The sequence below is a fragment of the Kitasatospora sp. NPDC034023 genome (assembly GCF_055575795.1).
The window spans coordinates 100676-122963 of sequence record NZ_JBVIRY010000024.1; the positions used below are offsets into that span (position 1 = coordinate 100676).

18 protein-coding genes are annotated in these 22288 nt (G+C 75.3%); 11 read left to right on the plus strand and 7 right to left on the minus strand.

Annotated features, from left to right (window positions below; genetic code table 11):
- The first annotated feature begins 89 nt into the window (after positions 1 to 89).
- On the plus strand, positions 90 to 1631 hold the full coding sequence (locus ACZ52R_RS28460; protein ID WP_465614820.1) for a PucR family transcriptional regulator: 1542 nt from the start codon (positions 90 to 92) through the stop codon (positions 1629 to 1631).
- A 181-nt stretch (positions 1632 to 1812) separates the two neighbouring features.
- Here the strand turns inward: ACZ52R_RS28460 and ACZ52R_RS28465 are convergent, their stop codons facing one another.
- The gene (locus ACZ52R_RS28465) at positions 1813 to 2481 is read right to left on the minus strand and encodes a LuxR C-terminal-related transcriptional regulator (protein WP_465614821.1); all 669 of its coding nucleotides are present in this window, start codon (positions 2479 to 2481) and stop codon (positions 1813 to 1815) included.
- Between the two features lie 169 nt (positions 2482 to 2650).
- Here ACZ52R_RS28465 and ACZ52R_RS28470 point away from each other — a divergent pair, with 169 nt between their 5' ends.
- Positions 2651 to 5896: a bifunctional cytochrome P450/NADPH--P450 reductase gene (locus ACZ52R_RS28470; RefSeq protein WP_465614822.1), complete on the plus strand. Its 3246-nt coding sequence runs from the start codon at positions 2651 to 2653 to the stop codon at positions 5894 to 5896.
- A gap of 147 nt (positions 5897 to 6043) precedes the next feature.
- Here ACZ52R_RS28470 and ACZ52R_RS28475 read toward each other — a convergent pair whose 3' ends face one another.
- From ACZ52R_RS28475 to ACZ52R_RS28485, 3 genes are all read right to left on the minus strand, one after another.
- Entirely contained in the window at positions 6044 to 6931 is an 888-nt protein-coding gene (locus ACZ52R_RS28475; RefSeq protein ID WP_465614823.1) for a S1 family peptidase, read from the minus strand.
- A 483-nt stretch (positions 6932 to 7414) separates the two neighbouring features.
- Positions 7415 to 8017, minus strand: a complete 603-nt coding sequence (locus ACZ52R_RS28480; protein ID WP_465614824.1) for a GNAT family N-acetyltransferase — start codon at positions 8015 to 8017, stop codon at positions 7415 to 7417.
- Between the two features lie 76 nt (positions 8018 to 8093).
- The gene (locus ACZ52R_RS28485; protein ID WP_465754399.1) at positions 8094 to 8684 is read right to left on the minus strand and encodes a phosphoribosyltransferase; all 591 of its coding nucleotides are present in this window, start codon (positions 8682 to 8684) and stop codon (positions 8094 to 8096) included.
- Between the two features lie 461 nt (positions 8685 to 9145).
- On the opposite strand from ACZ52R_RS28485, the gene ACZ52R_RS28490 reads away from it, so the two are divergent.
- From ACZ52R_RS28490 to ACZ52R_RS28525, 8 genes are all read left to right on the plus strand, one after another.
- A complete protein-coding gene (locus ACZ52R_RS28490; protein WP_465614826.1) occupies positions 9146 to 9586 on the plus strand; it encodes an STAS domain-containing protein in 441 nt (146 codons plus the stop codon).
- A gap of 11 nt (positions 9587 to 9597) precedes the next feature.
- Positions 9598 to 10056, plus strand: a complete 459-nt coding sequence (locus tag ACZ52R_RS28495) for an ATP-binding protein (RefSeq protein WP_396288247.1) — start codon at positions 9598 to 9600, stop codon at positions 10054 to 10056.
- Positions 10057 to 10216: 160 nt separating this feature from the next.
- Positions 10217 to 10588: an STAS domain-containing protein gene (locus tag ACZ52R_RS28500; protein WP_465660664.1), complete on the plus strand. Its 372-nt coding sequence runs from the start codon at positions 10217 to 10219 to the stop codon at positions 10586 to 10588.
- 210 nt (positions 10589 to 10798) lie between these two features.
- Entirely contained in the window at positions 10799 to 14662 is a 3864-nt protein-coding gene (locus ACZ52R_RS28505; protein ID WP_465754400.1) for a HAMP domain-containing protein, read from the plus strand.
- A 22-nt stretch (positions 14663 to 14684) separates the two neighbouring features.
- A complete protein-coding gene (locus tag ACZ52R_RS28510; RefSeq protein ID WP_465754401.1) occupies positions 14685 to 17138 on the plus strand; it encodes a PP2C family protein-serine/threonine phosphatase in 2454 nt (817 codons plus the stop codon).
- Between the two features lie 106 nt (positions 17139 to 17244).
- Positions 17245 to 17871 carry a hypothetical protein gene (locus ACZ52R_RS28515; protein WP_465614830.1) on the plus strand — a complete coding sequence of 209 codons (627 nt, stop codon included), beginning with the start codon at positions 17245 to 17247 and terminating at the stop codon, positions 17869 to 17871.
- Between the two features lie 57 nt (positions 17872 to 17928).
- Positions 17929 to 18369 (plus strand): ATP-binding protein, encoded by a 441-nt coding sequence (locus tag ACZ52R_RS28520; protein ID WP_465614831.1) that lies wholly within the window; start codon positions 17929 to 17931, stop codon positions 18367 to 18369.
- Between the two features lie 104 nt (positions 18370 to 18473).
- Entirely contained in the window at positions 18474 to 19631 is a 1158-nt protein-coding gene (locus tag ACZ52R_RS28525) for a baeRF2 domain-containing protein (RefSeq protein ID WP_465754402.1), read from the plus strand.
- 54 nt (positions 19632 to 19685) lie between these two features.
- Here the strand turns inward: ACZ52R_RS28525 and tsaA are convergent, their stop codons facing one another.
- Together tsaA and ACZ52R_RS28535 are read right to left on the minus strand one after the other, a co-directional pair.
- Positions 19686 to 20132, minus strand: coding sequence for a tRNA (N6-threonylcarbamoyladenosine(37)-N6)-methyltransferase TrmO (tsaA, locus tag ACZ52R_RS28530; RefSeq protein ID WP_360501742.1), 447 nt, complete (start codon positions 20130 to 20132; stop codon positions 19686 to 19688).
- Positions 20133 to 20217: 85 nt separating this feature from the next.
- Positions 20218 to 20853 carry an NAD(P)-dependent oxidoreductase gene (locus tag ACZ52R_RS28535; RefSeq protein WP_465614833.1) on the minus strand — a complete coding sequence of 212 codons (636 nt, stop codon included), beginning with the start codon at positions 20851 to 20853 and terminating at the stop codon, positions 20218 to 20220.
- 89 nt (positions 20854 to 20942) lie between these two features.
- Between ACZ52R_RS28535 and ACZ52R_RS28540 the strand changes: the two genes are divergently transcribed.
- On the plus strand, positions 20943 to 21584 hold the full coding sequence (locus ACZ52R_RS28540) for a TetR/AcrR family transcriptional regulator (RefSeq protein ID WP_465614834.1): 642 nt from the start codon (positions 20943 to 20945) through the stop codon (positions 21582 to 21584).
- A 61-nt stretch (positions 21585 to 21645) separates the two neighbouring features.
- Here ACZ52R_RS28540 and ACZ52R_RS28545 read toward each other — a convergent pair whose 3' ends face one another.
- Positions 21646 to 22137, minus strand: a complete 492-nt coding sequence (locus ACZ52R_RS28545; RefSeq protein WP_465754403.1) for an Lrp/AsnC family transcriptional regulator — start codon at positions 22135 to 22137, stop codon at positions 21646 to 21648.
- Between the last annotated feature and the right edge of the window lie 151 nt (positions 22138 to 22288).

The window sequence follows — 22288 nt, forward strand, 5'->3', positions numbered from 1 at the left end:
CTAGTCCTTGTGTTTACGATGCCTGATACGCGTCAGCCATCGCATGTGCGAGACCCCCATGCCGCACATGGCGCACAAGGAGCAACAACATGATCGTCGGAGACCTCCTGGAGCTGGACGACCTCCACATCGAGGTCGCCTGGGCGAGCCCCCACCAACTCGACCGCGAGGTGACCGGCGTGACCTCCACCGACCTGCAGGACCCGGCGCGCTACCTGCAGCGCGGCGAACTGGTCCTCTCCGGACTGGTCTGGTGGCGGCCGGACGAGAGCCAGGCGGCGATGCGCTTCGCCAACTCGCTGCGCACCGCCGAGGTCGCCGCGCTCCTCGCCGGCGAGGGCACCCACGGCACCGTCCCGCCGGAACTGGTCGAGGCCTGCCGCCGGCACGGCGTACCCCTGCTGTCGGTCCCGGCCGGAACCAGCTTCCGCTCCGTCACCGACCGCGTCTACCTGCGCCTGTGGGGCGACCTTCAGGCGCACGCCGAGGGGCAGGCGGCCCTCCCGGCCGCCGCCCGGCGCGCCCTGACCCAGCTCCTCCGCACCGAGGCCTCCCTGGACGACCTCCTGGAGCGGGCCGTGACCGACCTCGGACTGCCCGGCTGCTTCCTGACCACGGGCTCCGGCCGGGTGCTGGCCTCCTCGGAGCACTCCTCTGCGCACTCCTCGGCGCACACCTCTGCGCACTCCTCGGCGCCCTCCGCATCGCGAACCGCAGCCCGAGCCGCGGCCACGCCCGTCCCGGTCGGCCCGCCCGGCGAGTCACCCTTCGACGGCTGGCTGCTGCAGCCCCACACCGAACCCGGCCCCACCGCCACCGCCATGCTGCACGGCCTGGCCGAACTGCTCACCCCGCTCGCCACCCGCGACCGGGCCACCGCCACCGCCCAGCGGCAGACCGGCACCCGGCTGATCGAACTGCTCGACTCCGGCGCCGACACCGAGGCCGAGGCCGAACGCGCGCTCGCCCTCTCCGGCCTGCCCCCGCACCAGAGCCTGACCCCGGTCGCCGCGCGGATCGACGGCGCCCCCGCGACCTGGACGGCCGCCGCCCTCGCCGAGGCCCTCCACGAACTGTCCGCCCCCTTCGTCGCCGCCCCCGACGGCCGGGGCGGCGCGGCGGCCCTGTCCCCGGCCCCGGAAGCCCGGATCGCGGAGACCCTGCAGCGCGTCCTCCCCCGCCTGGAAGCCGGACTGACCGGCCGACGGCGCCTGCGCCTGGGCATCGGCTCCACCGTCGAACCGGCCGCCGGGGCCCTCAGGACCGCGCTCGTCCAGGCCCGCTACGCGCTCCACGTCGAGCCGCCCGGGACGGTCGGCCGCTGCGCGCGGATCACCTCCCTCGAAACGCTGCTCCGGGGCGTCCCCGCCGAGATCACCGCGGACTTCCGCCGCCGGCTCCTCGCGCCGCTGATCGAGCACGACCGGACCAACACCGTCTCCCTGCTGGACACCCTGGACGCCTTCCTCCGGCACAGCGCCTCCTGGTCCAGGACGGCCGAGGCACTCCACCTCCACGTCAACACCGTGCACTACCGGATGAAGCGGATCGAGGAGCTCACCGGCCGCAGCCTGCTGAAGCTGGAGGACCGGCTCGACCTGTGGGCGGCGCTGCGCTGCACACCCGCCTGACGCCGCAGGCCCGGCCCGCCCGGCCCGCCTCCGCCCGGTCGCCGCTGGTCCGGTCCTCGTCCTGGCGCAAGCCGTCCTCCTCCTCGAAGCGCTCCGTCCGCCCGGGGCGGCTGCCCAGGCGTAGCCGGGCCGAAGCTCGCCGTCACCCGTTCGGGGCGTTTCGGCGCCCGTCGCCGGGCTCTCACCAGGCCGCGGGCTCGGGGGGCCAGGTGTCGGCGGCCAGCACGCCGGTGGCGTAGGCGCGGGCGACCAGGGCGGTGCGGTTGGGCACCCGCCAGCGCCGGGAGAGCCGGGCGAGGTGGTAGTTGACGCCGTCCGCGGTGAGGCCGATCTCCCGGGCGATCTGCGCGGTGGTGGCGCCCCGGGCGGCCGCGGCGAGGATCCGGGCCTCGACCGGGCTGACCTCGACCTGCGGGCCCGGCGGCGGCACCTCCCGGGGTGCCTCGACGGTCCGCAGGGAGAGCAGCAGGTTCGGGGTCTGTTCCGGGGTGTCGCCGACCAGGTCGACGGTCATCTCGCCGTGCCGTTCGCCGCCGTCCGCGGGCGTCCAGGAGACCCGGGCCGGGTACCGCGAGCGGCGGTGCAGCCGGACCGCCTCGGCGAGTGCCTGCAGCGTGTCGCTGTCCTGGAGGGTGAAGAACTCCAGGATCTTCCGCTCGCGCAACTGCCCCGGCAGCAGGCCGAACTCGGCCGCCATCGCGCGGTTGACGATCAGGACCCGGCCGCCGAACTCGACCACCGCGATCGGCATCGGCACGTGGTCGAGCAGGCGCAACGCCCGGTTGCGCCAGATCACCGCCGCGTCCTGCGGGCTCCCCGGTACCGGACCGCAGTCCTCGGTCGGTTGCATCTCCGGCCTCTCCTCCCCGTGGCATCCGCGCAGCCGGAGCTGACGGTTCGTAGGCAAGCCCGCGGACGCTCCGGGTACTACACAATCATGTAGTGATCACGGCCGGTCCTCCCTCCCGGTGGGCACAGAGTGGGAGAGCCGAACTTTTCCGCTGCGGGAGGGACCCACCATGACCGAGATGATGACCGAGACGAGGAACGGGGCAAGCGACGGGGCGACGGCCGAAGCCGGGGCCGAGACCCGGGACGGAGCCGGGAGCGGAGCCGCGAGCGAGACCCCGGCCGTCCCCCTGGTGGACATCTCGTCGGCGCCGCCGATCGCCGCCCCGATGCTGCGGACCATGGAGCTGGCCAGAGCGCACGGCCCGGCCTTCGTCCAGCGGCTGCACGGCCGGGACACCCTGGTGGTCAGCGGCCTGGAGCTGGTCGAGGAGCTGGCCGACGAGACCCGGTTCACCAAGTCGATCGGCCCGGGCCTGGTCAACGTCCGCCAGTTCACCGGCGACGGCCTGTTCACCGCGTACAACGACGAGCCCAACTGGGCCCGGGCGCACGACATCCTGATGCCCGCCTTCGCGCTCGGCTCGATGCGCACCTACCACCCGGTGATGCTGCGGGTGGCCCGCCGGGTGATCGACTCCTGGGACCGCCGGGAGGCCGCCGCGCTGCCCGTGGACGTGCCCGGCGACATGACCCGGATGACGCTGGACACCATCGGGCTGGCCGGCTTCGGCTTCGACTTCGGCTCCTTCGAGCGGGACGAACCGCACCCGTTCGTCGACGCGATGGTGCGCTGCCTGGAGTGGGCGATGACCCAGCTCACCCGCGACCCGGAGCTGGACCACAGCGAGCGCGACGCGGCCTTCCGGGCCGACGCCGACTACCTGGCCAACGTCGTCGACGAGGTGATCGCCGCCCGCGCCGGGGAGGACGAGCAGGGCCCGGCCGAGGACCTGCTCGGCCTGATGCTCGGCGCGGTGCGTCCCTCCGACGGCACCCGGCTGGACGCCGAGAACATCCGCAACCAGGTGATCACCTTCCTGATCGCCGGCCACGAGACCACCTCGGGCGCGCTGTCCTTCGCGATGTACTACCTGGTCAAGCACCCGGCCGTGCTGCGCGAGGTGCAGCGGGAGGTGGACGCCCTCTGGGGCGGCCAGGCCGACCCGGAGCCCTCGTACGAGGACGTCGGACGCCTGCGGTACACCCGGCAGGTGCTCAACGAGGCGCTGCGGCTGTGGCCCACCGCGCCCGCCTTCAGCCGCGAGGCGCGCGAGGACACCCTGCTCGGCGGACGGATCCCGCTGCGCGCCGGGGAGACGGTCTTCGTGTCGACCCCGATGCTGCACCGCGACTCCGCGTGGGGCGACAACCCGGAGCTGTTCGACCCGTCCCGGTTCGACACCGAGCCCGAGGCGGCCCGCTCCCCGCACGCCTTCAAGCCCTTCGGCACCGGCGAACGCGCCTGCATCGGAAGGCAGTTCGCGCTGCACGAGGCCACCATGCTGCTCGGCATGCTGGTCCACCGCTACCGGCTGATCGACCACGCCGACTACCGGCTGACCATCAAGCAGACGCTCACCATCAAGCCCGACGAGTTCACCCTCGGCCTCGCCCGGCGCACGCCCGTCCCCCCGGCCGCCGAGCCGGCCACCGGCGCGGACCCGCGGACCGGCGCGGCCGCCGAGCGCCCCGGCCGGGTCCGCCAGGGCACCGGGCTGCTGCTCCTGCACGGCTCCAACTACGGCGCCTGCCGCGAGTTCAGCCGGCAGCTCGCGGAGGCCGCCGCCGACCTCGGCTGCGACACCGCGATCGCCCCGCTGGACGCGTACGCGGACGGGCTGCCCACCGACCGTCCGGTGGTGATCACGGCCGCCTCGTACAACGGGCAGCCGACGGACGACGCGGCCCTCTTCGTCCGCCGCCTCCAGGAGGACGGCCCGGAGGACGGCGCTGCCGGCGGCGTGGCGGACGGCGTGGAGTACGCGGTGCTCGGCATCGGCGACCGCACCTACGCCGCCACCTACCAGCGCGTCCCCGTCCTGATCGACGACCGGCTCGCCGCCCTCGGCGGCACCCGGCTGCTCGCCCGCGCCGAGGCCGACGCCTCCGGTGACCTGGCCGGCACCGTGCGGCAGTTCACCGAGGCGCTGCGCGTCGCCCTGCTGGAGCGGTACGGGGACGCCGACGCCCCGGCCGCGCCGTGGCAGGAGGCCGCGTACACGGTGACCGAGGTGGCCGGCGGTCCGCTGGCCGCGCTGGCCGCCCGGCACGACATGACCGAGCTGACCGTCACCGCCGTCGACAGCCTGACCGACCCCGGCTACCCCCGGGTCAAGCGCCTGGTCCGGCTGGCCCTGCCCGAGGGCGCCGGCTACCGGACCGCCGACCACCTCACGGTGCTCCCGGCCAACGACCCGGCTCTGGTCGAGCGCGCGGCCAAGCTGTTCGGCGCCGACCCGCAGACCGTGCTCAACATCGTGGCCCACCGGCGCACCGGCCTGGCCCTCGACCGCCCGCTGACGGTGCGCGACCTGCTCACCCACCACGTCGAGTTGCAGGACCGCCCGACCGCCGAGCAGCGCGCCGCGCTGGCCGCCCGCAACCCCTGTCCGCCCGAGCAGGCCGCGCTGCGCGCGCTGCCCGAGGACGACCCGCGCACCCTGCTGGACCTGATCGAGGACCACCCGGCCCTGCAGGGGAGCCTGACCTGGCCGGTGCTGCTGGAGCTGCTGCCGCCGATCAGGCCCCGGCACTACTCGATCTCCTCCTCGCCGACCGGCGGCGCGGGCGAGGTGGACCTGATGGTCTCCGTGCTCAGCGCCCCGGCCCGCTCCGGGCGGGGCACCTTCCGCGGCACCGGCTCCGGCCACCTCGCCCGGCTCGCGGTCGGCGACACCGTGCTCGCCCGGGTCCAGCCCTGCCGGGAGGCGTTCCGGATCGGCCACCGCACCCCGGTGATCATGATCGCGGCCGGCACCGGCCTGGCGCCCTTCCGGGGCGCCGTCGCCGACCGCCGCGCGCTGCTCGCCGACGGGGCCGAACTCGCCCCCGCCCTGCTGTACTTCGGCTGCGACGCCGCCGAAGCGGACTACCTGCACCGGGCCGAGCTGGAGGCGGCCGACCGGGCCGGCGCGGTCTCGATGCGGCCCGCCTTCAGCGAGCGGCCGCAGGACGGGCGGCGCTTCGTGCAGGACCGCCTCGCGGCGGAGGCCGCCGAGGTCTGGGAGCTGCTCGCGGCGGGCGCCGAGGTGTACGTGTGCGGCGACGGCGGGCGGATGGCGCCGGGCGTCCGGGCGGCCTTCCGGGAACTGCACCGGGAGCGGACGCCGGGGGCCGACGAGCAGCGGGCGCAGGCCTGGCTGCAGGGACTGATCGAGGCCGGGCGGTACGTCGAGGACGTGTACGCGGGCTGACCGGGCCGCACACGGCCGCCGGCCCCGCTGCTGCGCGCAACGGGGCCGGCGGCTGGTCGGTTCGTCGGTTCGTCGGTTCGACGGCTCAGGGTCTGGACGGCAGGGTCCGGGCGGCTCAGGGTCTCGACGTCTCAGGGTCGCGGGGGATCAGTACACGTTGACCCCGTACGCGGCGAGCGCCGCGTTGACCGGCTGGAAGAAGGTCGTGCCGCCCACCGTGCAGTCGCCGCTGCCGCCCGAGGTGATGCCGAGTGCCTTGGCGCCGTCGTAGAGCGGGCCGCCGGAGTCGCCGGGCTCGGCGCACACGTCGGTCTGGATCAGGCCGCGCACGGTGCCGCCGCCGCTGTAGCGCACGGTGGCGTTGAGCCCGGTGACCTTGCCGCCGTGCGTGCCGGTCGTCGAGCCGGTGCGCTTGACCGCCTCGCCGACGAACGCGTTCGGCGCGGAGGTGAAGCCGCCGGGGTGGCTCAGGGCGGAGTTGTCGTAGCGGACCAGCGCGTAGTCGTGGCTCGGGAAGGTCGAGGCGACGGTGGCTCCGACCGACGTCGTGCGGGCGGCGTCCGTGTACCACTGGGGGGCGACGTTCCCGCAGTGCCCGGCGGTGAGGAAGTAGTGGGCGCCGGCGTCCGCCACGTTGAAGCCGAGCGAGCAGCGGTACTGGCCGCCGTAGATGGCGTCGCCGGCGGCGAGCAGCGGGGCGAGGGTGCCGGGGACGCGGCGGACGGTCAGGACGGACGCGTCGCCGCCGGACGCCTGGGTGATCCGGTCGAGCGCTTCCGTGGACACGGTGCTGTCGGCGGTCACCACGACGCGTCCGGCGGCCTCGTCGACGTACCACGCGGTGCCGTCGACCTCGGCGTGCAGGACGGCGTCGCTGACGGCCGCGAGCTGTCCGGGTTCGGCGGTGTGGGTGGGGGCCGCCGCGGCGCCCGGCACGGCGACCGCGGTGGCGGTCAGCAGGCCGAGGGCCACGGCGAGCAGGCGGGTACGGCGTCGAGTGGTGCCGGTGCGGGGGGTCCCGCGCTTGGTCCTCACCGATCTCCTCCTGGGAGTACGGCCCCTGGGGGGTTGGGGGCCGGGAGGCGCGGTCAGACGGTGGGCGGGCTCCGGCTGTGCTGTCCGGTAGCACGACGGATGATCTGCCCCTGACAGGCGCTGACCGGAAGTATCAGGAAACGGACGGTTCGGTACAAGCTTCCTGACCGGGTGTCGGCGGATTCCGCAGCCGGTATGACTGTCCGTCAATTCAGCGCTGTGCGGGGCGATCCGATGAAAGTGTTATCGCTGCGGCCCGGTGGGGTCTCCCAGGCACGGGAACGGACGCACGATGCCGCGGGTGAGGTCCGCGGCGGGGCTGCGGAGTTCGAGATGGGGCGCTCCGCGCGGAGGCGCGGCCTCCACCGCGTCCGTTCCCGCCGCGCCGCCGGATCGTCCCGTCCGGCCGGACGCGCCCGGCGGTCCGCACGTTTCCCCCACGACGGCGGACCGCCGGGGCCACCGCTCGGATCACCGAACGGGTCACCGCCGGGCGTTCGCGGCGGCCTGCTCGCGGGTGAGCCGCCACACCTGCTCCTCGCCGGTCTCGGCCGGAGCGATCGCCTCGGAGGGGCGACGCAGGTGCACGGTGAAGCCGAGGCGGGCCGGGATCGCGCCGCTGGCCCGGTTGCCCGGGTCGTGGACGATGTCGACGCACTCGACCCCAGGGAGGTCGAAGGCCTGGTCGACCAGGGCCGCCGCGGCCCGGGTGGCCAGACCGCGCCCGATGGCGGCGGGGTGGAGCCAGTAGCCGATCTCGAGGCCGTCGTCCGGGGCGTCGTCGCGCCGGTACAACCCGCAGGCGCCGACGATGGCGCCGTCCAGCACGATCGCGTAGGCGAAGTCCTGCCCGCTCGCCCAGCGCTCAGCCCGGGTGGCCAGGTACTCGGTGGTCTTGGCGCGGCTGTGCTCGGCCACCCACGGCATCCACGGCCGCAGGTGCTCCACCGACTCCTCGATGACCGCGAAGAACTCGGGGAAGTCGGCCTCGCCGGCGAAGCGGCGCAGCGTCACCTCACCCAGGTCGATGACGTGCCGGGGGCATTCCGGGGGTGCCGGGGACTCCGTGCGTTCCGTGCGTTCCATGGACAGAGGATGGTCCGCATCCGTCTCATCGGGCAAATGGACTGGGGCACGGCGGCCGGGCGGCGGTGAGGCCTCCTCAGGTCCGTTCGCCGACGGACCCGGGGAGGACGGACACGGCGTGCCGCCGCAGCAGGACGGCGGCCTCGCGGTCGGTGACGTCGTGGAACTCGTCGTACCAGGGGCCGGCGTGCGCGTAGCGGGGCAGGTGGAGGCAGACCAGCTCGTCCACGTCCCGCCGCAGGTCGGCCGCGATCCGGGCGTCGCCGACCGGCGCCGCGAGGATCAGCCGGTCCGGGTGTTCGGCGGCGACGGCGTGGACGGCGGCGCGGGCGGTGAGCGCGTCCGTCAGGCCGTCGAAGACCAGGACCGCGGTCCGCCCGTGCAGGGGGTGCCGGGACCGGCCCTGGCGGTACAGCGACTCGCGACGGTGCACCTCGACGCGCTCGCGCTGGACGCTCGCGCCGAGCTGCGCCGCGGTGACACCGAGGATCGTCAGGGTGTACCGGTCGAACAGCGGCGGGTCGCGGTCGGCGATCGCGCCGATCGGGTGGTCGCAGCCGGGGACGACCAGCGGCCGGACCACTGCGGCGTCGAGCGGGGCGTCCAGGGCCCCGGCGACCTCCGCGGCCACCGGCAGCCCGCCGGGGGCGAGGCCCAGGACCACCACCCGGTGACGGGACCGGCCGTCGAGGAGCGGGGCGAGCCGCTGGGCGAGCTGGTGCCCGGCGGTGCTGCGGTCACGGGCGGCTCGTCCTCCTCGGGGTTCTCCCGCGTGCCCTCTCGGGGTTCTCGCGGTGGCGGCCGTGTGCGTGCGGCACCGGCCCCGCCACCGGGGCGGCTTCCCCGTCACGGCACGCTCTGACGTCCGGCCCCGCGGTTCCGTCACGTCCGGCAGGGATTCCCTGACGTCCGGCCCCGCGGTTCCCTGACGTCCGGCCTCGGCGGTTCTGCCGGTGTGGCCACGGCGAGCCGGGGCAGACGCGGGTCGTGGACGTCCGACGGACAGCGCTTCCGGCCGTCGCTAGGCGGCGGCCGGGTCCGGGGACGGCCGTCCGCGCGGCCCGCCAGGGCGCGCGCGATGATGGTCCCGACGGCGCACCGCCGTCCCGACCCGACCGGGAGCGAGCCATGCCACGGCCATCCGAGGGGCCATCCGAGAAACCCTGCGAGCCCGCCGGAGACCACGCGTTCGGCGACCTGCGCGTCGCGGTGGCCGACGAGGGCCCGGTACGGGTCGTCACCGTGGCCGGGGAACTGGACCACGACACGGCCGATGCGCTGCGCGCCGCGCTCGCCGGGCCACCGCCGGACGGCGTCGAACGGATCGTGATCGACTTCACCGACCTGCGGTTCTGCGACTCGACCGGCCTGAACGTCCTGCTCCGCGCGCACCTGGACGCGCAGGCGGCCGGGCTGCGGCTGGAGCTGGCCGGCCCGAGCCCCGTCGTGGCGCGGCTCCTCGCGGTCACCGGGGCCGACACCGTGCTGCGGATCCACCCCGACCTCGGTTCGGCGCTCAAGGCGCCGCGGGGCACCGCCGGGCCCGCCGCTCCGCCCGAGCGGACGTGAGGAGGGCGGCCGTGGACCGGCTCGGCGACGGCGAGCTGCCCGGACCGGAGCAGATCCGGCGTCTGATGCTCGCGGGCAGCGCCGGTGCGGTGCAGCGCAGCCGTGCGTTCAGCCGGCAGGTGCTGCGGTCCTGGCACTGGCTGCCGACCGCCGACGAGGAGCGGCAGTTGGTGGTCGAGGACGTCCTGCTGATGGTCTCCGAGCTGGTCACCAACGCCTGTCTGCACGCCCCCGGCGGCCCGCGTGAGCTGCGGTTGCGCTGGGACGGCGAGCGGCTGCGGGTCGAGGTCGCGGACGCGAGCCCGGTGCCGCCGAGGCTGCGCCCGTACGCCGACCCGGGTCGGCCGGGCGGGCACGGGCTGCGGGTGGTGGACCGGCTCTCCCGGTCCTGGGGCTCGGAGCCGGAGGGCGGCGGGAAGCTGGTCTGGCTGGAGGTGGCGGGCCCGCCCGTCGGCTCCGTCCGGGGCTGACGGCTGCCCCTCGGCGCCGCAGCTGTCCCTCCCGTCCGCCCCGTCCGCGGCCTCGGGTGTTTCCTTCGGCCCGAACGGGATAACCGCGCTGTCGCAGGCGTCAGCGGGCAGGGAGCACCGGGCTCCGGGGCCCGGACGCGGCGAGAGGAGCCCGAGGCTCATGACGAAGCGCCCGCAGTGGGCCGGGAACCCGGCCGCCGATCGGGTCGAAGGGCTCGTCGTCGAGGCCAGGCCGTGGGCCCGGGGCACCGTGCTGGTCCTTTACGGCGAGCTGGACCTGGACTCGGTGGCCGACCTGCGGTCCGCCGTCGAGGGCGCCCTCGCCGGGCCGGCCGCCGTCATCGTGATCGACTGCGCCGGGCTGGAGTTCTGCGACTCCACCGGGCTCAACGCCCTGCTCCGGTCCAAGGCCCGGGCCGCCCTCGAGGGGAGCCGGTTCGAGCTGGCCCGGCCCAGGCCGCTGATCCTGCGCATGCTCGAACTCACCGGGGTCACCGACGCCTTCGTGATCCGCGAGGCCGTGCCGGACTGAGCCCGCCCGGCGCGGCTCCCGTCCGGGCCGCCTGCATCGTTTCCCTTCCCCCGGCCTGCCCGCCTGCCCCGGCCCGCACCGCCTGCCCCACCTGCGGCCCCGGTGCCCGCAGTGGCACAGTGGGAGCAGGGCGGTGGACCCCGCCGTCCCCGGACCCGAGGTGCCCGGACGGCGCACCCCGGCCGTGTGAGCGATCCGGACGGTGGACGGATGGACGAGCACCCGGTACCCGGCGCCGCGGCGGCCGACCCGGCCGAGCAGGCGCTGCGGCAGTTGCTCGCGGGACTGACCGCCGTACGCGACGGGGACTTCCGTACCCGGCTCGCCCCGGACCGGCCGGGCGTGCTCGGGGAGATCGCCGAGGTCTTCAACGGGATGGCCGACCAGCTGGCCCGGGTGACCTCCGAGGTGACCCGGGTGGCGCGCGAGGTCGGCACCGACGGGCGGCTCGGCGGCCAGGCGCAGGTGCCGGACGCGGCCGGGACCTGGCTGGACCTGACCGACGCGGTCAACGCGATGGCGGGCAACCTGTCCTGGCAGGTGCGCAACATCGCCCAGGTGACCACGGCGGTGGCGCGCGGCGACCTCACCCAGAAGATCGAGGTGGACGCTCGGGGCGAGATCCTGGAGCTCAAGAACACCGTCAACACCATGGTGGACACGCTGTCCTCGTTCGCCGCCGAGGTGACCCGGGTGGCCCGCGAGGTCGGCAGCGAGGGCCGGCTCGGCGGGCAGGCGCAGGTGCCGGGCGTCGCCGGGACGTGGCGCGACCTGACCGACTCGGTGAACGTCATGGCCGACAACCTCACCGCCCAGGTCCGGGCGATCGCCTCGGTGACCACCGCCGTGGCCGAGGGCGACCTGTCGCAGAAGATCCGGGTGGACGCGCGCGGCGAGATCCTCGAGCTGAAGGAGACCATCAACACGATGGTCGACCAGCTGTCCGCCTTCGCCGGCGAGGTCACCCGGGTGGCCCGCGAGGTCGGCACCGAGGGGAACCTCGGCGGCCAGGCCACCGTCCGGGGCGTCTCCGGGACGTGGAAGGACCTCACGGACAACGTCAACGTGATGGCCTCCAACCTGACCGGCCAGGTCCGCTCGATGTCCGAGGTGGCGACCGCCGTGGCCAAGGGCGACCTGTCCCGGAAGATCACCGTCGAGTCCAAGGGCGAGGTCGCCGCCCTGGCCGACGCGATCAACACCATGGTCGACACCCTGTCCGTGTTCGCGGACGAGGTGACCCGGGTGGCCCGCGAGGTCGGCACCGAGGGCATCCTGGGCGGCCAGGCCCGGGTACCCAACGTCGCCGGGACGTGGAAGGACCTCACCGACAACGTCAACTTCATGGCGCACAACCTGACCAGCCAGGTACGCAACATCGCCCAGGTCACCACGGCCGTCGCCGAGGGCGACCTGACCCGCAAGATCGACGTGGACGCGCGCGGCGAGATCCTGGAGCTCAAGAACACCGTCAACACCATGGTGGACACGCTGTCCTCGTTCGCCGCCGAGGTGACCCGGGTGGCCCGCGAGGTCGGCAGCGAGGGCCGGCTGGGCGGCCAGGCCCGGGTGGAGGGGGTCGCCGGCACCTGGAAGCGGCTCACCGAGAACGTCAACGAGCTGGCCGGCAACCTGACCCGGCAGGTCCGGGCGATCGCCGAGGTCACCAGCGCCGTCGCGGCCGGCGACCTCACCCGCTCGGTCAGCGTGGACGCCTCCGGCGAGGTCGCCGAGCTCAAGGACAACATCAACGCCATGGTCGGGTCACTGCGCGAGACCACCCTGGCCAACCAGGAGCAGGACTGGCTGAAGTCCAACCTGGCCCGCTTCTCCGCCGCCATCCAGGGCCGCCGGGACATCCGCTCCGTCGCCGAGATGATCACCGACGAGCTGACCCCGCTGATCGGCGCCCAGTACGGCGCGTTCTTCCTCGCCGTGGAGGGCGAAGCCGGCACCGAGCTGGCCCTGATCAGTGCCTACGGCCGCCCGGCCGGGGAGGAACGGCGGGTGCGGCTGGGGGAGGGCCTGGTCGGACAGGCCGCCCGCACCCGGCGGACCGTCCTCGTGGACGACCTGCCGCCCGGCTACGCCACCGTCGCCTCGGGCGCGGGTGCCGCCGACGTCCGCTCGGTCGTCGTCCTGCCGATCGCGCTGGAGGAGTGGCTGATCGGCGTCATGGAGTTCGCCTCCGTCCACTCCTTCACCGAGGTCCACCGCGACTTCCTGGAGCAGTTCACCGAGGCCTGCGGCGTCAACATCGGCACCCTGCTCGCCAACGCCCGCACCGACGAGCTGCTCGGCGAGTCCCAGCGGCTTACCGCCGAACTCCAGGCCCGCTCCGAGGAGTTGCAGGAAGGACAGCAGGAACTACGGCGCTCCAACGCCGAGTTGGAGGACAAGGCCGCCCTGCTCGCCCAGCGCAACCGCGACATCGAGGCGAAGAACCTGGAGATCGAGCAGGCCCGCCAGGAACTCGAGGAACGCGCACGGGAGTTGACCCTGGCCTCGATGTACAAGTCCGAGTTCCTGGCCAACATGAGCCACGAGCTGCGCACCCCGCTCAACAGCCTGCTCATCCTCGCCCAGCTGCTCGCCGAGAACACCGGCGGCAACCTCACCCCCAAACAGGTCGAGTACGCGGGCGTGATCCACTCGGCCGGCACCGACCTGCTCCAGCTCATCAACGACATCCTCGACCTCTCCAAGGTGGAGGCCGGGAAGATGGAGCTGACCCCCGAACCCTTCGCCGTGCGCGAGCTGCTGGAGTACGTGGAGTCCGGCTTCGAGCCGCTGGCCGACCAGAAGGGCCTCACCTTCGAGGTGACCGTCGGCCCGGCGGTCCCGGAACGGATCGTCACCGACCAGGCCCGGCTGCGCCAGGTACTGCGCAACCTGCTCTCCAACGCCGTCAAGTTCACCGACGCCGGCCGGGTCGAACTGCGGATCGAACGCGCCGAAGGGCCGGACCTGCCGCCCGAACTCGGCCGCCCGCAAGCGGCGGTGGCCTTCCACGTCGAGGACACCGGGATCGGCATCGACCCGGACCACCTGGACACCATCTTCGGTGCCTTCCAGCAGGCCGACGGCTCCACCGCGCGACGCTACGGCGGCACCGGCCTCGGCCTGTCGATCAGCCGGGAACTCGCCCGGCTGCTCGGCGGCACCATCACCGTCCGCTCCACCGCCGGACGGGGCAGCAGCTTCACCCTCTACCTGCCGCTCGGCGCCCCCGAACAGCCGTCGGACCACGACCCGCACGCCGCGCCGCAGGTCCTGGTGGTCGAGCCGGACCCGCCGGCCCTGCTCTCCCAGCTCGCCCGCTCCGCCGCCGCCGAACTGGGCGGATCGGCACCGCCGGTGCGGGTCGACGGGGTCGGCGACGAGGCCGCGCTGCGGGACGCGCTCGCCGGCGGCCCGTACCGGTGCGTGCTGCTCGACCTCGCCCGCTCCGCCGGCCTCGCACCCGCCCTGGCGGAGGCCGCGGCGGTGGGCACACCCGTGCTCGGGTACGGCGGCGAGGGCGACACACCCGGGAGCGTGGAGCGCGCCCGGGGACTGGACGACCTGCGGGAGCGGCTGATCCGGCTGCTCGACGACGGGCCGTCGGCGGTGGGGGAGGCGGCGGCGAAGGGGGAGGCGGGGGCGCAAGGAGCGGATCCCGTCCAGGACCCGGCGGCCCCGCCGAGGGCCGACCCGCTCGCCGGACGGACCGTGCTGATCGTCGACGACGACATCCGCAACGTCTTCGCCCTCACCGCGGCCCTGGAACAGCACGGGCTGACCGTCCTGCACGCCGACGACGGCCGCGCCGGACTCGACCTGCTGCGTGCCCACCCGGAGACCGACCTCGTCCTGATGGACGTCATGATGCCCGGACTCGACGGCTACGCGGCCATCGAGGCGATCCGCGCCGACACCCGCTTCGACCGGCTGCCCGTCGTCGCCGTCACCGCCAAGGCCATGCCCGGCGACCGGGACCGCAGCCTGGCCGCCGGCGCCGACGACCACGTCACCAAGCCGGTCGACACCGTCCACCTGCTCGACCGCATGCGGACCCGGCTGGACGCCTCGTGACCACGAGCCGACCGGACCCGCCATGACCGCCGCGCGGGAACCCGCGGACCGCCCGGAGCCGCAGCCCGTGGGCGCCGCCGCGGGGCAGGAACCTGCGGGCGACGCGGCGCGGGAGGCCGCGGACCGCGCGGCCCGGGCGTTGGCCGAGACTGTCCGGCGGCTGCAAGGGGCCGCCACCCGGGCACACGCCGAGGCGCGGACCAGGGCCGCCGTCGACCTCGCCACCGGCATCCTGGCCGAGCGGCTCGGCCTGCGGGTCGCCGAGGCCGCCGCGTACCTCGCCCGGCTGGCCCGGGAGGCGGGCGTGCCGGTCGCCGGGCTGGCGGCGGACATCGCCGGGCTGCCGGAGCCGGCCCCGGAGTCGGCCCCCGAGGCGGGAACCTTCGGGGCCCCCGGCGCCGACCCGCGCGACCTCGGTGCACCCGACGTCGGTACGTCCGACCTCGGTACGTCCGACGGCAGTGCGTCCGACCTCGACGCGCTCGACCCGGACCTGCCCGACACCGGCCCGCCCGTCGCGCCCGCGCTCGCCGCCGCGTCCGACCTGCAGCGCGCCGCCGAGGCCGTGCTGGACCAGACCGGCGCGGCCCTCGGCGCCCGTGCCGTGGCCGTCTGGCTGCGGCTGCCCGGCGGCGTGCTCGCCCTCGCCGCGCACGCCGGGCTGTCCGCCGACGAGACCGCCGCCTGGGACCGGGTGCCGCCCGGCGTCCTCACCCCCGCGCAGTGGGTGATCGGCGGCGGGGTGGCGCTGTGGCCCGGTGAGCCGGGGACCGACGCGCCCTCGGTGGGCGTCGGCTCCGCCCGGGCCGTCCTCCCGCTGGTCGACCAGGGCCGCCGCCGGGGCGCCCTGGAGCTGGTCTGGTCCGGCTCCGCCCCGGCGCTCGGCCCGCCCCAGCACCGCCGGCTGTACGCGCTCGCCGACCTCTGCACGACCCTGCTCGGCCCGCCCCGCGAGCCCGTGACGCCCGAGGAGACCGCCGCCCTCCTGGAGGGGCTGCTCACCCCCGCCCTGCTGCTGGAACCCGTCGTCCGGGACGACCGGGCCGTCGACTTCACCATCCGGCGGTTCAACGCCCGGTTCCGCGACCCGCTCGGCCGCCCCCGGGACACGCTGGAGGGCGCCTCGCTGCTGGAGTCCTACCCGGTCGCCTGCGCGGCGGGCCTGCTCGACCGCCTGGTCCACGCCTACGAGACGGGCACGCCGTGCCCGGCCGAACGAGTCCGGCTGGCCTTCCAGGACACCGGGCCCGCCGGCCCCGCCGCCGCCCTGCTCGCGGTCGTCCCGCTCGGCGGCCGACTGCTGGTGTGCTGGCAGCTGGACGACGAGCGGGCCGAGGAGGACGAGCGGACCGCACTGCTGCGCCAGGCCCACCGGCTCGTCCGGGTGGCCGGCTTCGAGGAGCGGCCGGTCGAGGGCCGGATCCGGTGGAGCGACGGGCTGCGCGAGCTCTACGGGCTGCCGCCGGACGCGGCGCCGGTGCCGCTGGCCCGGCTCGCGCGGCACACCCACCCGGACGACCGGCCCGCGATCCGCCGCCTGCTGGACACCGTCCGGCACCGCCACCGCACCGCCTCGGCCGTCATCCGCCTCGACCGGCCCGACGGCACCCACCGCTTCACCCGGGTGATCGCCGAGCCCGTACTCGACGACGCCGGACAGCTCACCGCGATCCGCGGCGCCTACCACGACGTGTCCGCCCAGCACTGGACGGAGGTCGCGCTCGGCGCCACCCGGGAGCGGCTCGCCGACAGCGAGCAGGAGTCCGCCGAACGGGAGCAGCTGGCGCTGCGGCTCCAGCAGGCCATCCTCCCGGCCGCACCGCCTCCGCTCGGCGTCACCGGTGTGCACGCCGCCGTCCGCTACCGCCCCGCCGCCCAGCGCGACCGGGTCGGCGGCGACTGGTACGACGTCATGCCGCTGCCCGACAAACGGGTGCTCCTCGCGGTCGGCGACGTGGCCGGACACGGCGTCGGCGCGGCCACCGGGATGGTCGCGCTGCGGCACGCCCTGCGCGGCCTCGCGGTCACCGGCGCCGGCCCGGGCCGGCTGCTGGAGTGGGCCAACGCCGTCGCCCTGCGCGAACCCGGGCAGGTCACCGCGACCGCCGTCTGCGTGCTGCTCGACCCGGCCGACGGCGAGCTGCGCTGGGCCCGGGCCGGCCACCTGCCGCCGATCCGGCTCGGCGCCGACGGCGCCCACGTGCTGCCCCTGCCGCACGGCGTGCTGCTCGGCGCCCTGGACGACGCCCAGTACGGGGAGAGCACCGCCCGGCTCGACCCCGGGGACGTCCTGCTGCTCTACACCGACGGGCTGGTCGAGCGCCGGGACCGCCCGGTCGAGGAATCCGTCGAGCAGCTGATCCGCGCGGCCGGAGCCCCCGGCCCGGACCTGGAGCAGTACCTGGACCGGCTGCTCGAACTCAGCCCCGCCGACACCGACGACGACACCTGCCTGATCGCCGTCCAGACCGAGTAGGGCCACGGGGCAGCACCGGGGGCCGCAGGACACGGCCCGTTACGGACCGCACGGTCCGGGTAGGCGCGACCTGTCGGGGGCGCAGAACGGGACGGAAGGGACCCCCATGTTGCTGCTAGGACTTCTGCTGATGTCGGCGTCCGGCGCGTTCGTCGGGCTGCTGATCGCGGACAACCTCTCCGGCGGGCCCGACTACCAGGTCACGATCCTGGGAAACGACCTCGTGACGCTGAACACTCTGGGCGTCTTCCTCTCCGGCGTGGCCCTCGCGCTGCTCTTCTGCCTCGGCCTCGCCCTGATGCGGTCGACCCGGCGGGCCGGGCGTGCGGTGGGTGCGGCGCGACCGGCACGGCGCCGGGTGGCGTACCGGGAGGCCGAACCGGTGGAGCCGGTGGAGCCCGTCGAGCGGGTGGAGCCGGTACGGCGGTCCGCCCCTGCGGACCGCACGGCGCCGGTCGACGGCGAGCGGGCCTACGACGACCGGCGCGCCAACGACGAACGGGCCTACGATGAACGGGCCTACGACGAACGGGCCTACGGTGAGCGCTCCTACGACGACCGCCGCGCCAACGACGAACGCGCCTACGGCGACCGCGCCGCCCAGGCGCCGGGCTCCGACGAGGGGTTCGCGCGGCCGGATGAACCGCCGTCAGAGGAACAGGCCGCCGAGCAGGGTGGCCGGGAGGCGTCACCACAACCGGGAGGCCGGATCCGTCATCTGTTCGGCCGCTGACCGAAGCCCGCACACGGACCGAAGCCCGTCGAGTCGGCACGGAGGAGAGGCGATCGCATGTCGAGGGCCCGGGCGCCCTCCGTCGGCCCGGCCGCGCAAGCGGTGCGGTTGCCACTCGCGGGCCGGCGAGGGGCGGCGGCCGAGGCGCGCGCCGTCACCGCCCGGTTCCTGGCCGACGTGCCGGACCGGGCCGTGGTCGCCGACGCCGTGCTGCTGGTCTCCGAACTCGTCGGCAACGCGCAGCGCCACACCGCCGGCCCCGGCGCACTGCTGCTCGTCCGGAGCGACGGCGCGCTGCGCATCGAGGTCAGCGACCCCAGCCGCCGCCCGCCGATGCCCCGGGCACCGTACGGCGACGACGGATCGGGGGGCCTCGGACTGTTCCTGGTGAACCGGCTCAGCCGGCGCTGGGGCTGGCGCCCGCTGGGCCCAGGGAAGGCGGTCTGGTGCGAGCTGCGGATGCCCGCGCAGCGGTGTCCGCCGGGCCCAGGCGGGTAGGTGCCCCGAGTAAGCCGTCCACGGCGGACCCGGCAGCCGCCCCACCGGGGCGAGCGCACCGGGACAAGCCCGTAGAGCCTGCCCATCCACCACGGGAGGCCACCATGGACCTCGCGTTCCTCACCCCGCTGCTCGACCGGCCCGGCCCCTGGGCCACCGTCTACCTCGACACCGACCGTGCCACCGAGGACGCCGTCCGGCGCCGGGCGCTGATCGACCGCGCCGCCGTGCGGCGGCTGGCCGACGCCGGCACCGACGAGGACACCTGCGCGGCCGTCCGCGACCACCTGGCCGCCGAACCCGCCGCCGGCTCCCCGCCCGGGCGGGCGCTGTTCGCAGCCGACGGTGAGGTGGCCCTGGACGTCCCGCTCGCCGTCTCCCCGCCCGACGTGGCCGCCACCTGGGCCCCGCTCCCGCACACCAGCCCGCTGGTCGGCCTGCTGGACGACGCCGCGCCCGCCTGCCTGCTCGCCGCCGTCGACCGCACCGGCGCCACGCTCGAGCGGTACGAGCTCGGCCGCAGCGACCCGCTCGGCACGGTCGAGAGCCCGCAGTGGCAGGGCCGGGGACACCGCGCCCCGCCCGCCGACCGCTACGAGTGGCACTACCGGCACCGCGTCGAGGACACCTGGGACCGCACCGCCGGGATCATCGCCGACCACCTCGCCCGGGTCTGGCCGGACAGCGGCGCCCGCCTGCTCGTCCTCACCGGGGACGCCCGTGAGCGCCGGGCCGTCCACGACCGGCTGCCGAGGCAACTGCAGTCCCTGACCGTCGAGTTGGAAGGCAGCGGCCGGTCCGACGGGAACATCGGCGAGGCCTTCGGCCGGCGCCTCGCCGAAGCCTGGGACGACCACCGCGCCCGGCACCTGGCCGAGGTGCTGGAAACCTTCCACACCGCCGTCGGCCGCCCCGGTGAGCACGGCACCGACAGCGCCGGCACCGAGACCGCGCCCGGGCCGGCCGCCCGGGGCATCCCCGCCGTGGTGAGCGCCGCCCGGCAGCACCAGCTCGCCGCGCTGCTCCTGCAGGCGAGCGGCCACGACCCGGAACGCCCGGTGTGGACCGGTCCCGAACCCGAACACCTCGGCGTCCACCGGGCCGACCTGCGTAGCATGGGCGTCGCCCACCCGGCGCAGGCCCCCGCCGCCGACGCCCTGCTGCGCGCCGGCGCGGCCTCCGGCGCCGAGGCGCTGCTCGTCCCGGACACCGTCCCCGGCCCGCCCGGAGGCCTCGGCGCGGTCCTGCGCTGGCCCGCCTGACGGCCGTTCGCCCCACCTGACGGCGGCGCGGCCCGCCTGACGGCCGTTCGCCCGCTACCGCTCGCCGACCCCGGGCAGCACCGGCTTCACGTCCAGCACCGGGGTGCCGTCGATGGCCTCCAGGTCGCTGACCCGCAGCCGCAGGCCGTCCACGGCCAGGACGGTGACCCGGTGCAGCCCGATCGGGTTGGGCCGGTCCGGCGAGCGGGTGGCGAACACCCCGGTCTCCGGCCGGGAGCGCTCCCCGCGCGGATGCACCGCGAGCACCTCCCGGTCGGCCCGGTCCAACCAGGTCAGCAGCAGCACCTCCTGGCCGACCGCCAGGTCCCGCAGCCCCCGTCCCACCGACGCGTCGAACGCCACCCACGCGGCCGGCCCGCCCTCGTCCCCCTGCCGGGGCGCCCCCGCCCGCTCCAACAACGGCGACTCCACCCGCCCGATCACCCGCACCTCGAAGCTCTGCTCCGGCTCGCCCCGCCCGGGGAAACCCGTGTCCGTCATTGCGCCCTCCGTTGCAGTCCGGGACTCCGTCCGCCAGCACCGTAGCGGGCCCGACCGTCGGCGGCCGGGGGCTCGGCGGCGGGTGTCAGGAGCTGATGCCGACGGCGTGGCGGTAGGTGGCCGGGTCGGGGAGGAAGTCCAGCATGGCCCGGGCCACGTCGGCGCGGGGCATGCTGTTGCCGGCCGGGCCGGCCTCGACGGCGTGGCGGTATCGGCCCAGGCCGGGCTTGTCGGTGAGGCGCGGGGGCCGTACGGCCGTCCAGTCCAGGCCGCTGTCGCGCAGGACGCGCTCCATGGCTTCGAGGTCGGTGTACACGTCCTTGAGGACCGCCCACAGCAGGGGTCCGAACAGCTTCGCGGTGGCGAAGGCCTGGCCGGTCCCGGCGCGGTTGAGGGGCGCGGCGCTGACGACGAGGAGGCGCCGGACCCCGACGGCTGCCATGGCGGTGGCCGCCGCGCGGGCGGAGGTCGAGGCGGGCTTCAGGGGATCGGAACGGCCGGCCTGGCCCATGCCGGAGAGGACGGCGTCGGCGCCCTCGATCACCGGCTTCAGGGAGGCGGGGTCGAGGGAGTCCGCCCTGACCACGGTCAGCCGGTCGTGGTGGACGGTCAGCCGGGCCGGGTCGCGGACGGCGGCCGTGACGTGGTGTCCGTCGGCGAGCGCATGGGCGACCAGATGGCGGCCGACGCCGCCGGTGGCGCCCAGAACAGCGAGTTTCATGACCCCTCCCGGGGGTGGGTGAGTGCTCACTTCCTTCTTCTTCGATGGTGAGTGAGTACTCACCCACCTGTCAAGGTAGGATCACGTCCATGACGCATGACGGACATGACGGAACCGAGCCGCTCACCGGGGCGGCGCTGACCCGGGCGCGGGTACTCGACGCCGCCGCCCGCCTGCTCGGCACGGTGGGGCTCGTCCGGGCCACCACGAAGGAGATCGCCCGAGAGGCGGGCTGCTCGGAGGCGGCGCTGTACAAGCACTTCCGGGACAAGGAGGAGATCTTCGTCCGTGTCCTGCGCGAACGCGCCCCGCGTCTCGCGGCCGCCGTCGCCGAGCTGCCCGGCCGGGCGGGGGAGGACACGGTCGGCGAGCACCTGGAGGCGGTGGTCCGGGTCGCCGTCCCGTTCTACCGGCAGTCGTTCCCCATGGCCGGATCGCTCTTCGCCAGCCCCGAGCTGCTCGCCGCCCACCGCGCCAAGCTCGGCGACTCCGGCCCGCACCACGTCGGTGTGCACCTGGCCGACTACCTGCGCGCCGAGCAGCGGCTCGGCCGCGTCTCCACGGCGGTCGACCCGGACGCTGCCGCGATGCTCCTGATCGGCGCCTGCTTCCACCGCGCCTTCCTGGAGCTCTTCTACGCCGGTGAGGGCCCGGCCGAGGCCATCCGTCCGGCCACCCTGGACGAGTTCGCGACCGCGACGGTGCGGGCCCTGCTCGACGGAATCCGGTGACTCGGCACCATCCGCTGACTCGACGGCCTCCGGTGGTCAGTGGCCCGAGGGCGACGGACGCTCAGCGTCCGGGCGCGAGGTAGCGGCGGCCCGGTATCTGCTCGAAGATCAGGTTGGTCCGGGTCTGGGCGACCGCCGGGTGGGTGGTGAGGTGGTCGACCACGAAGTCGCGCAGCGCCTCGGGGCCCGCGACGCCGACGTGCAGCAGGTAGTCGTCGGAGCCGGCCATGTGGAAGACGGCCAGGACGCCGGGCAGGTCGGGGGCGGTGCTGCGGAAGCTCTCGTTCTGCTCGCGGGTGTGGGCGCGGAGCCGGACCGAGATCATCGCCTGGAGCGGCAGCCCGATCGCGGCGGGGTCGAGCTCGGCGCGGAAGCCGCGGATGATGCCGCGTTCCTGGAGCGCCCGGACCCGGGCCAGGCAGGTGGAGGGGGCGATGCCGACGGCCGCCGCGAGGGCGTTGTTCGGGAGGCGGGCGTTGTCGGCCAGGGCGCGGACGATCGCCCGGTCCACGTCGTCGACCGGTGCCCGCCGGGCCTGCGGATTGTTCGGCATGCCCGCCAGGATGGCAGCCGTTTCCGCAGATTCGCAAACCTGATCGGCCCCGGGTCGAATGTTCTTCGGAGGAGCTTCCCGTGGGCGGCGAAAGGTTCCATCCTTGCCGCGACCGGCGAACGCCCGTCGCCACCCACCGTGAGCCCGGAGT

Bases quoted from the DNA above. Each gene is read 5' to 3' on its own strand.
- ACZ52R_RS28460 (WP_465614820.1), top strand. From the start codon at position 90: ATGATCGTCGGAGACCTCCTGGAGCTGGACGACCTCCACATCGAGGTC.
- ACZ52R_RS28520 (WP_465614831.1), top strand. From the start codon at position 17,929: ATGTCGAGGGCCCGGGCGCCCTCCGTCGGCCCGGCCGCGCAAGCGGTG.
- ACZ52R_RS28470 (WP_465614822.1), top strand. From the start codon at position 2,651: ATGACCGAGATGATGACCGAGACGAGGAACGGGGCAAGCGACGGGGCG.
- tsaA (WP_360501742.1), bottom strand. From the start codon at position 20,132: ATGACGGACACGGGTTTCCCCGGGCGGGGCGAGCCGGAGCAGAGCTTC.
- ACZ52R_RS28545 (WP_465754403.1), bottom strand. From the start codon at position 22,137: ATGCCGAACAATCCGCAGGCCCGGCGGGCACCGGTCGACGACGTGGAC.
- ACZ52R_RS28515 (WP_465614830.1), top strand. From the start codon at position 17,245: ATGTTGCTGCTAGGACTTCTGCTGATGTCGGCGTCCGGCGCGTTCGTC.
- ACZ52R_RS28465 (WP_465614821.1), bottom strand. From the start codon at position 2,481: ATGCAACCGACCGAGGACTGCGGTCCGGTACCGGGGAGCCCGCAGGAC.
- ACZ52R_RS28490 (WP_465614826.1), top strand. From the start codon at position 9,146: ATGCCACGGCCATCCGAGGGGCCATCCGAGAAACCCTGCGAGCCCGCC.
- ACZ52R_RS28480 (WP_465614824.1), bottom strand. From the start codon at position 8,017: ATGGAACGCACGGAACGCACGGAGTCCCCGGCACCCCCGGAATGCCCC.
- ACZ52R_RS28510 (WP_465754401.1), top strand. From the start codon at position 14,685: ATGACCGCCGCGCGGGAACCCGCGGACCGCCCGGAGCCGCAGCCCGTG.
- ACZ52R_RS28500 (WP_465660664.1), top strand. From the start codon at position 10,217: ATGACGAAGCGCCCGCAGTGGGCCGGGAACCCGGCCGCCGATCGGGTC.
- ACZ52R_RS28525 (WP_465754402.1), top strand. From the start codon at position 18,474: ATGGACCTCGCGTTCCTCACCCCGCTGCTCGACCGGCCCGGCCCCTGG.
- ACZ52R_RS28540 (WP_465614834.1), top strand. From the start codon at position 20,943: ATGACGCATGACGGACATGACGGAACCGAGCCGCTCACCGGGGCGGCG.
- ACZ52R_RS28505 (WP_465754400.1), top strand. From the start codon at position 10,799: ATGGACGAGCACCCGGTACCCGGCGCCGCGGCGGCCGACCCGGCCGAG.
- ACZ52R_RS28535 (WP_465614833.1), bottom strand. From the start codon at position 20,853: ATGAAACTCGCTGTTCTGGGCGCCACCGGCGGCGTCGGCCGCCATCTG.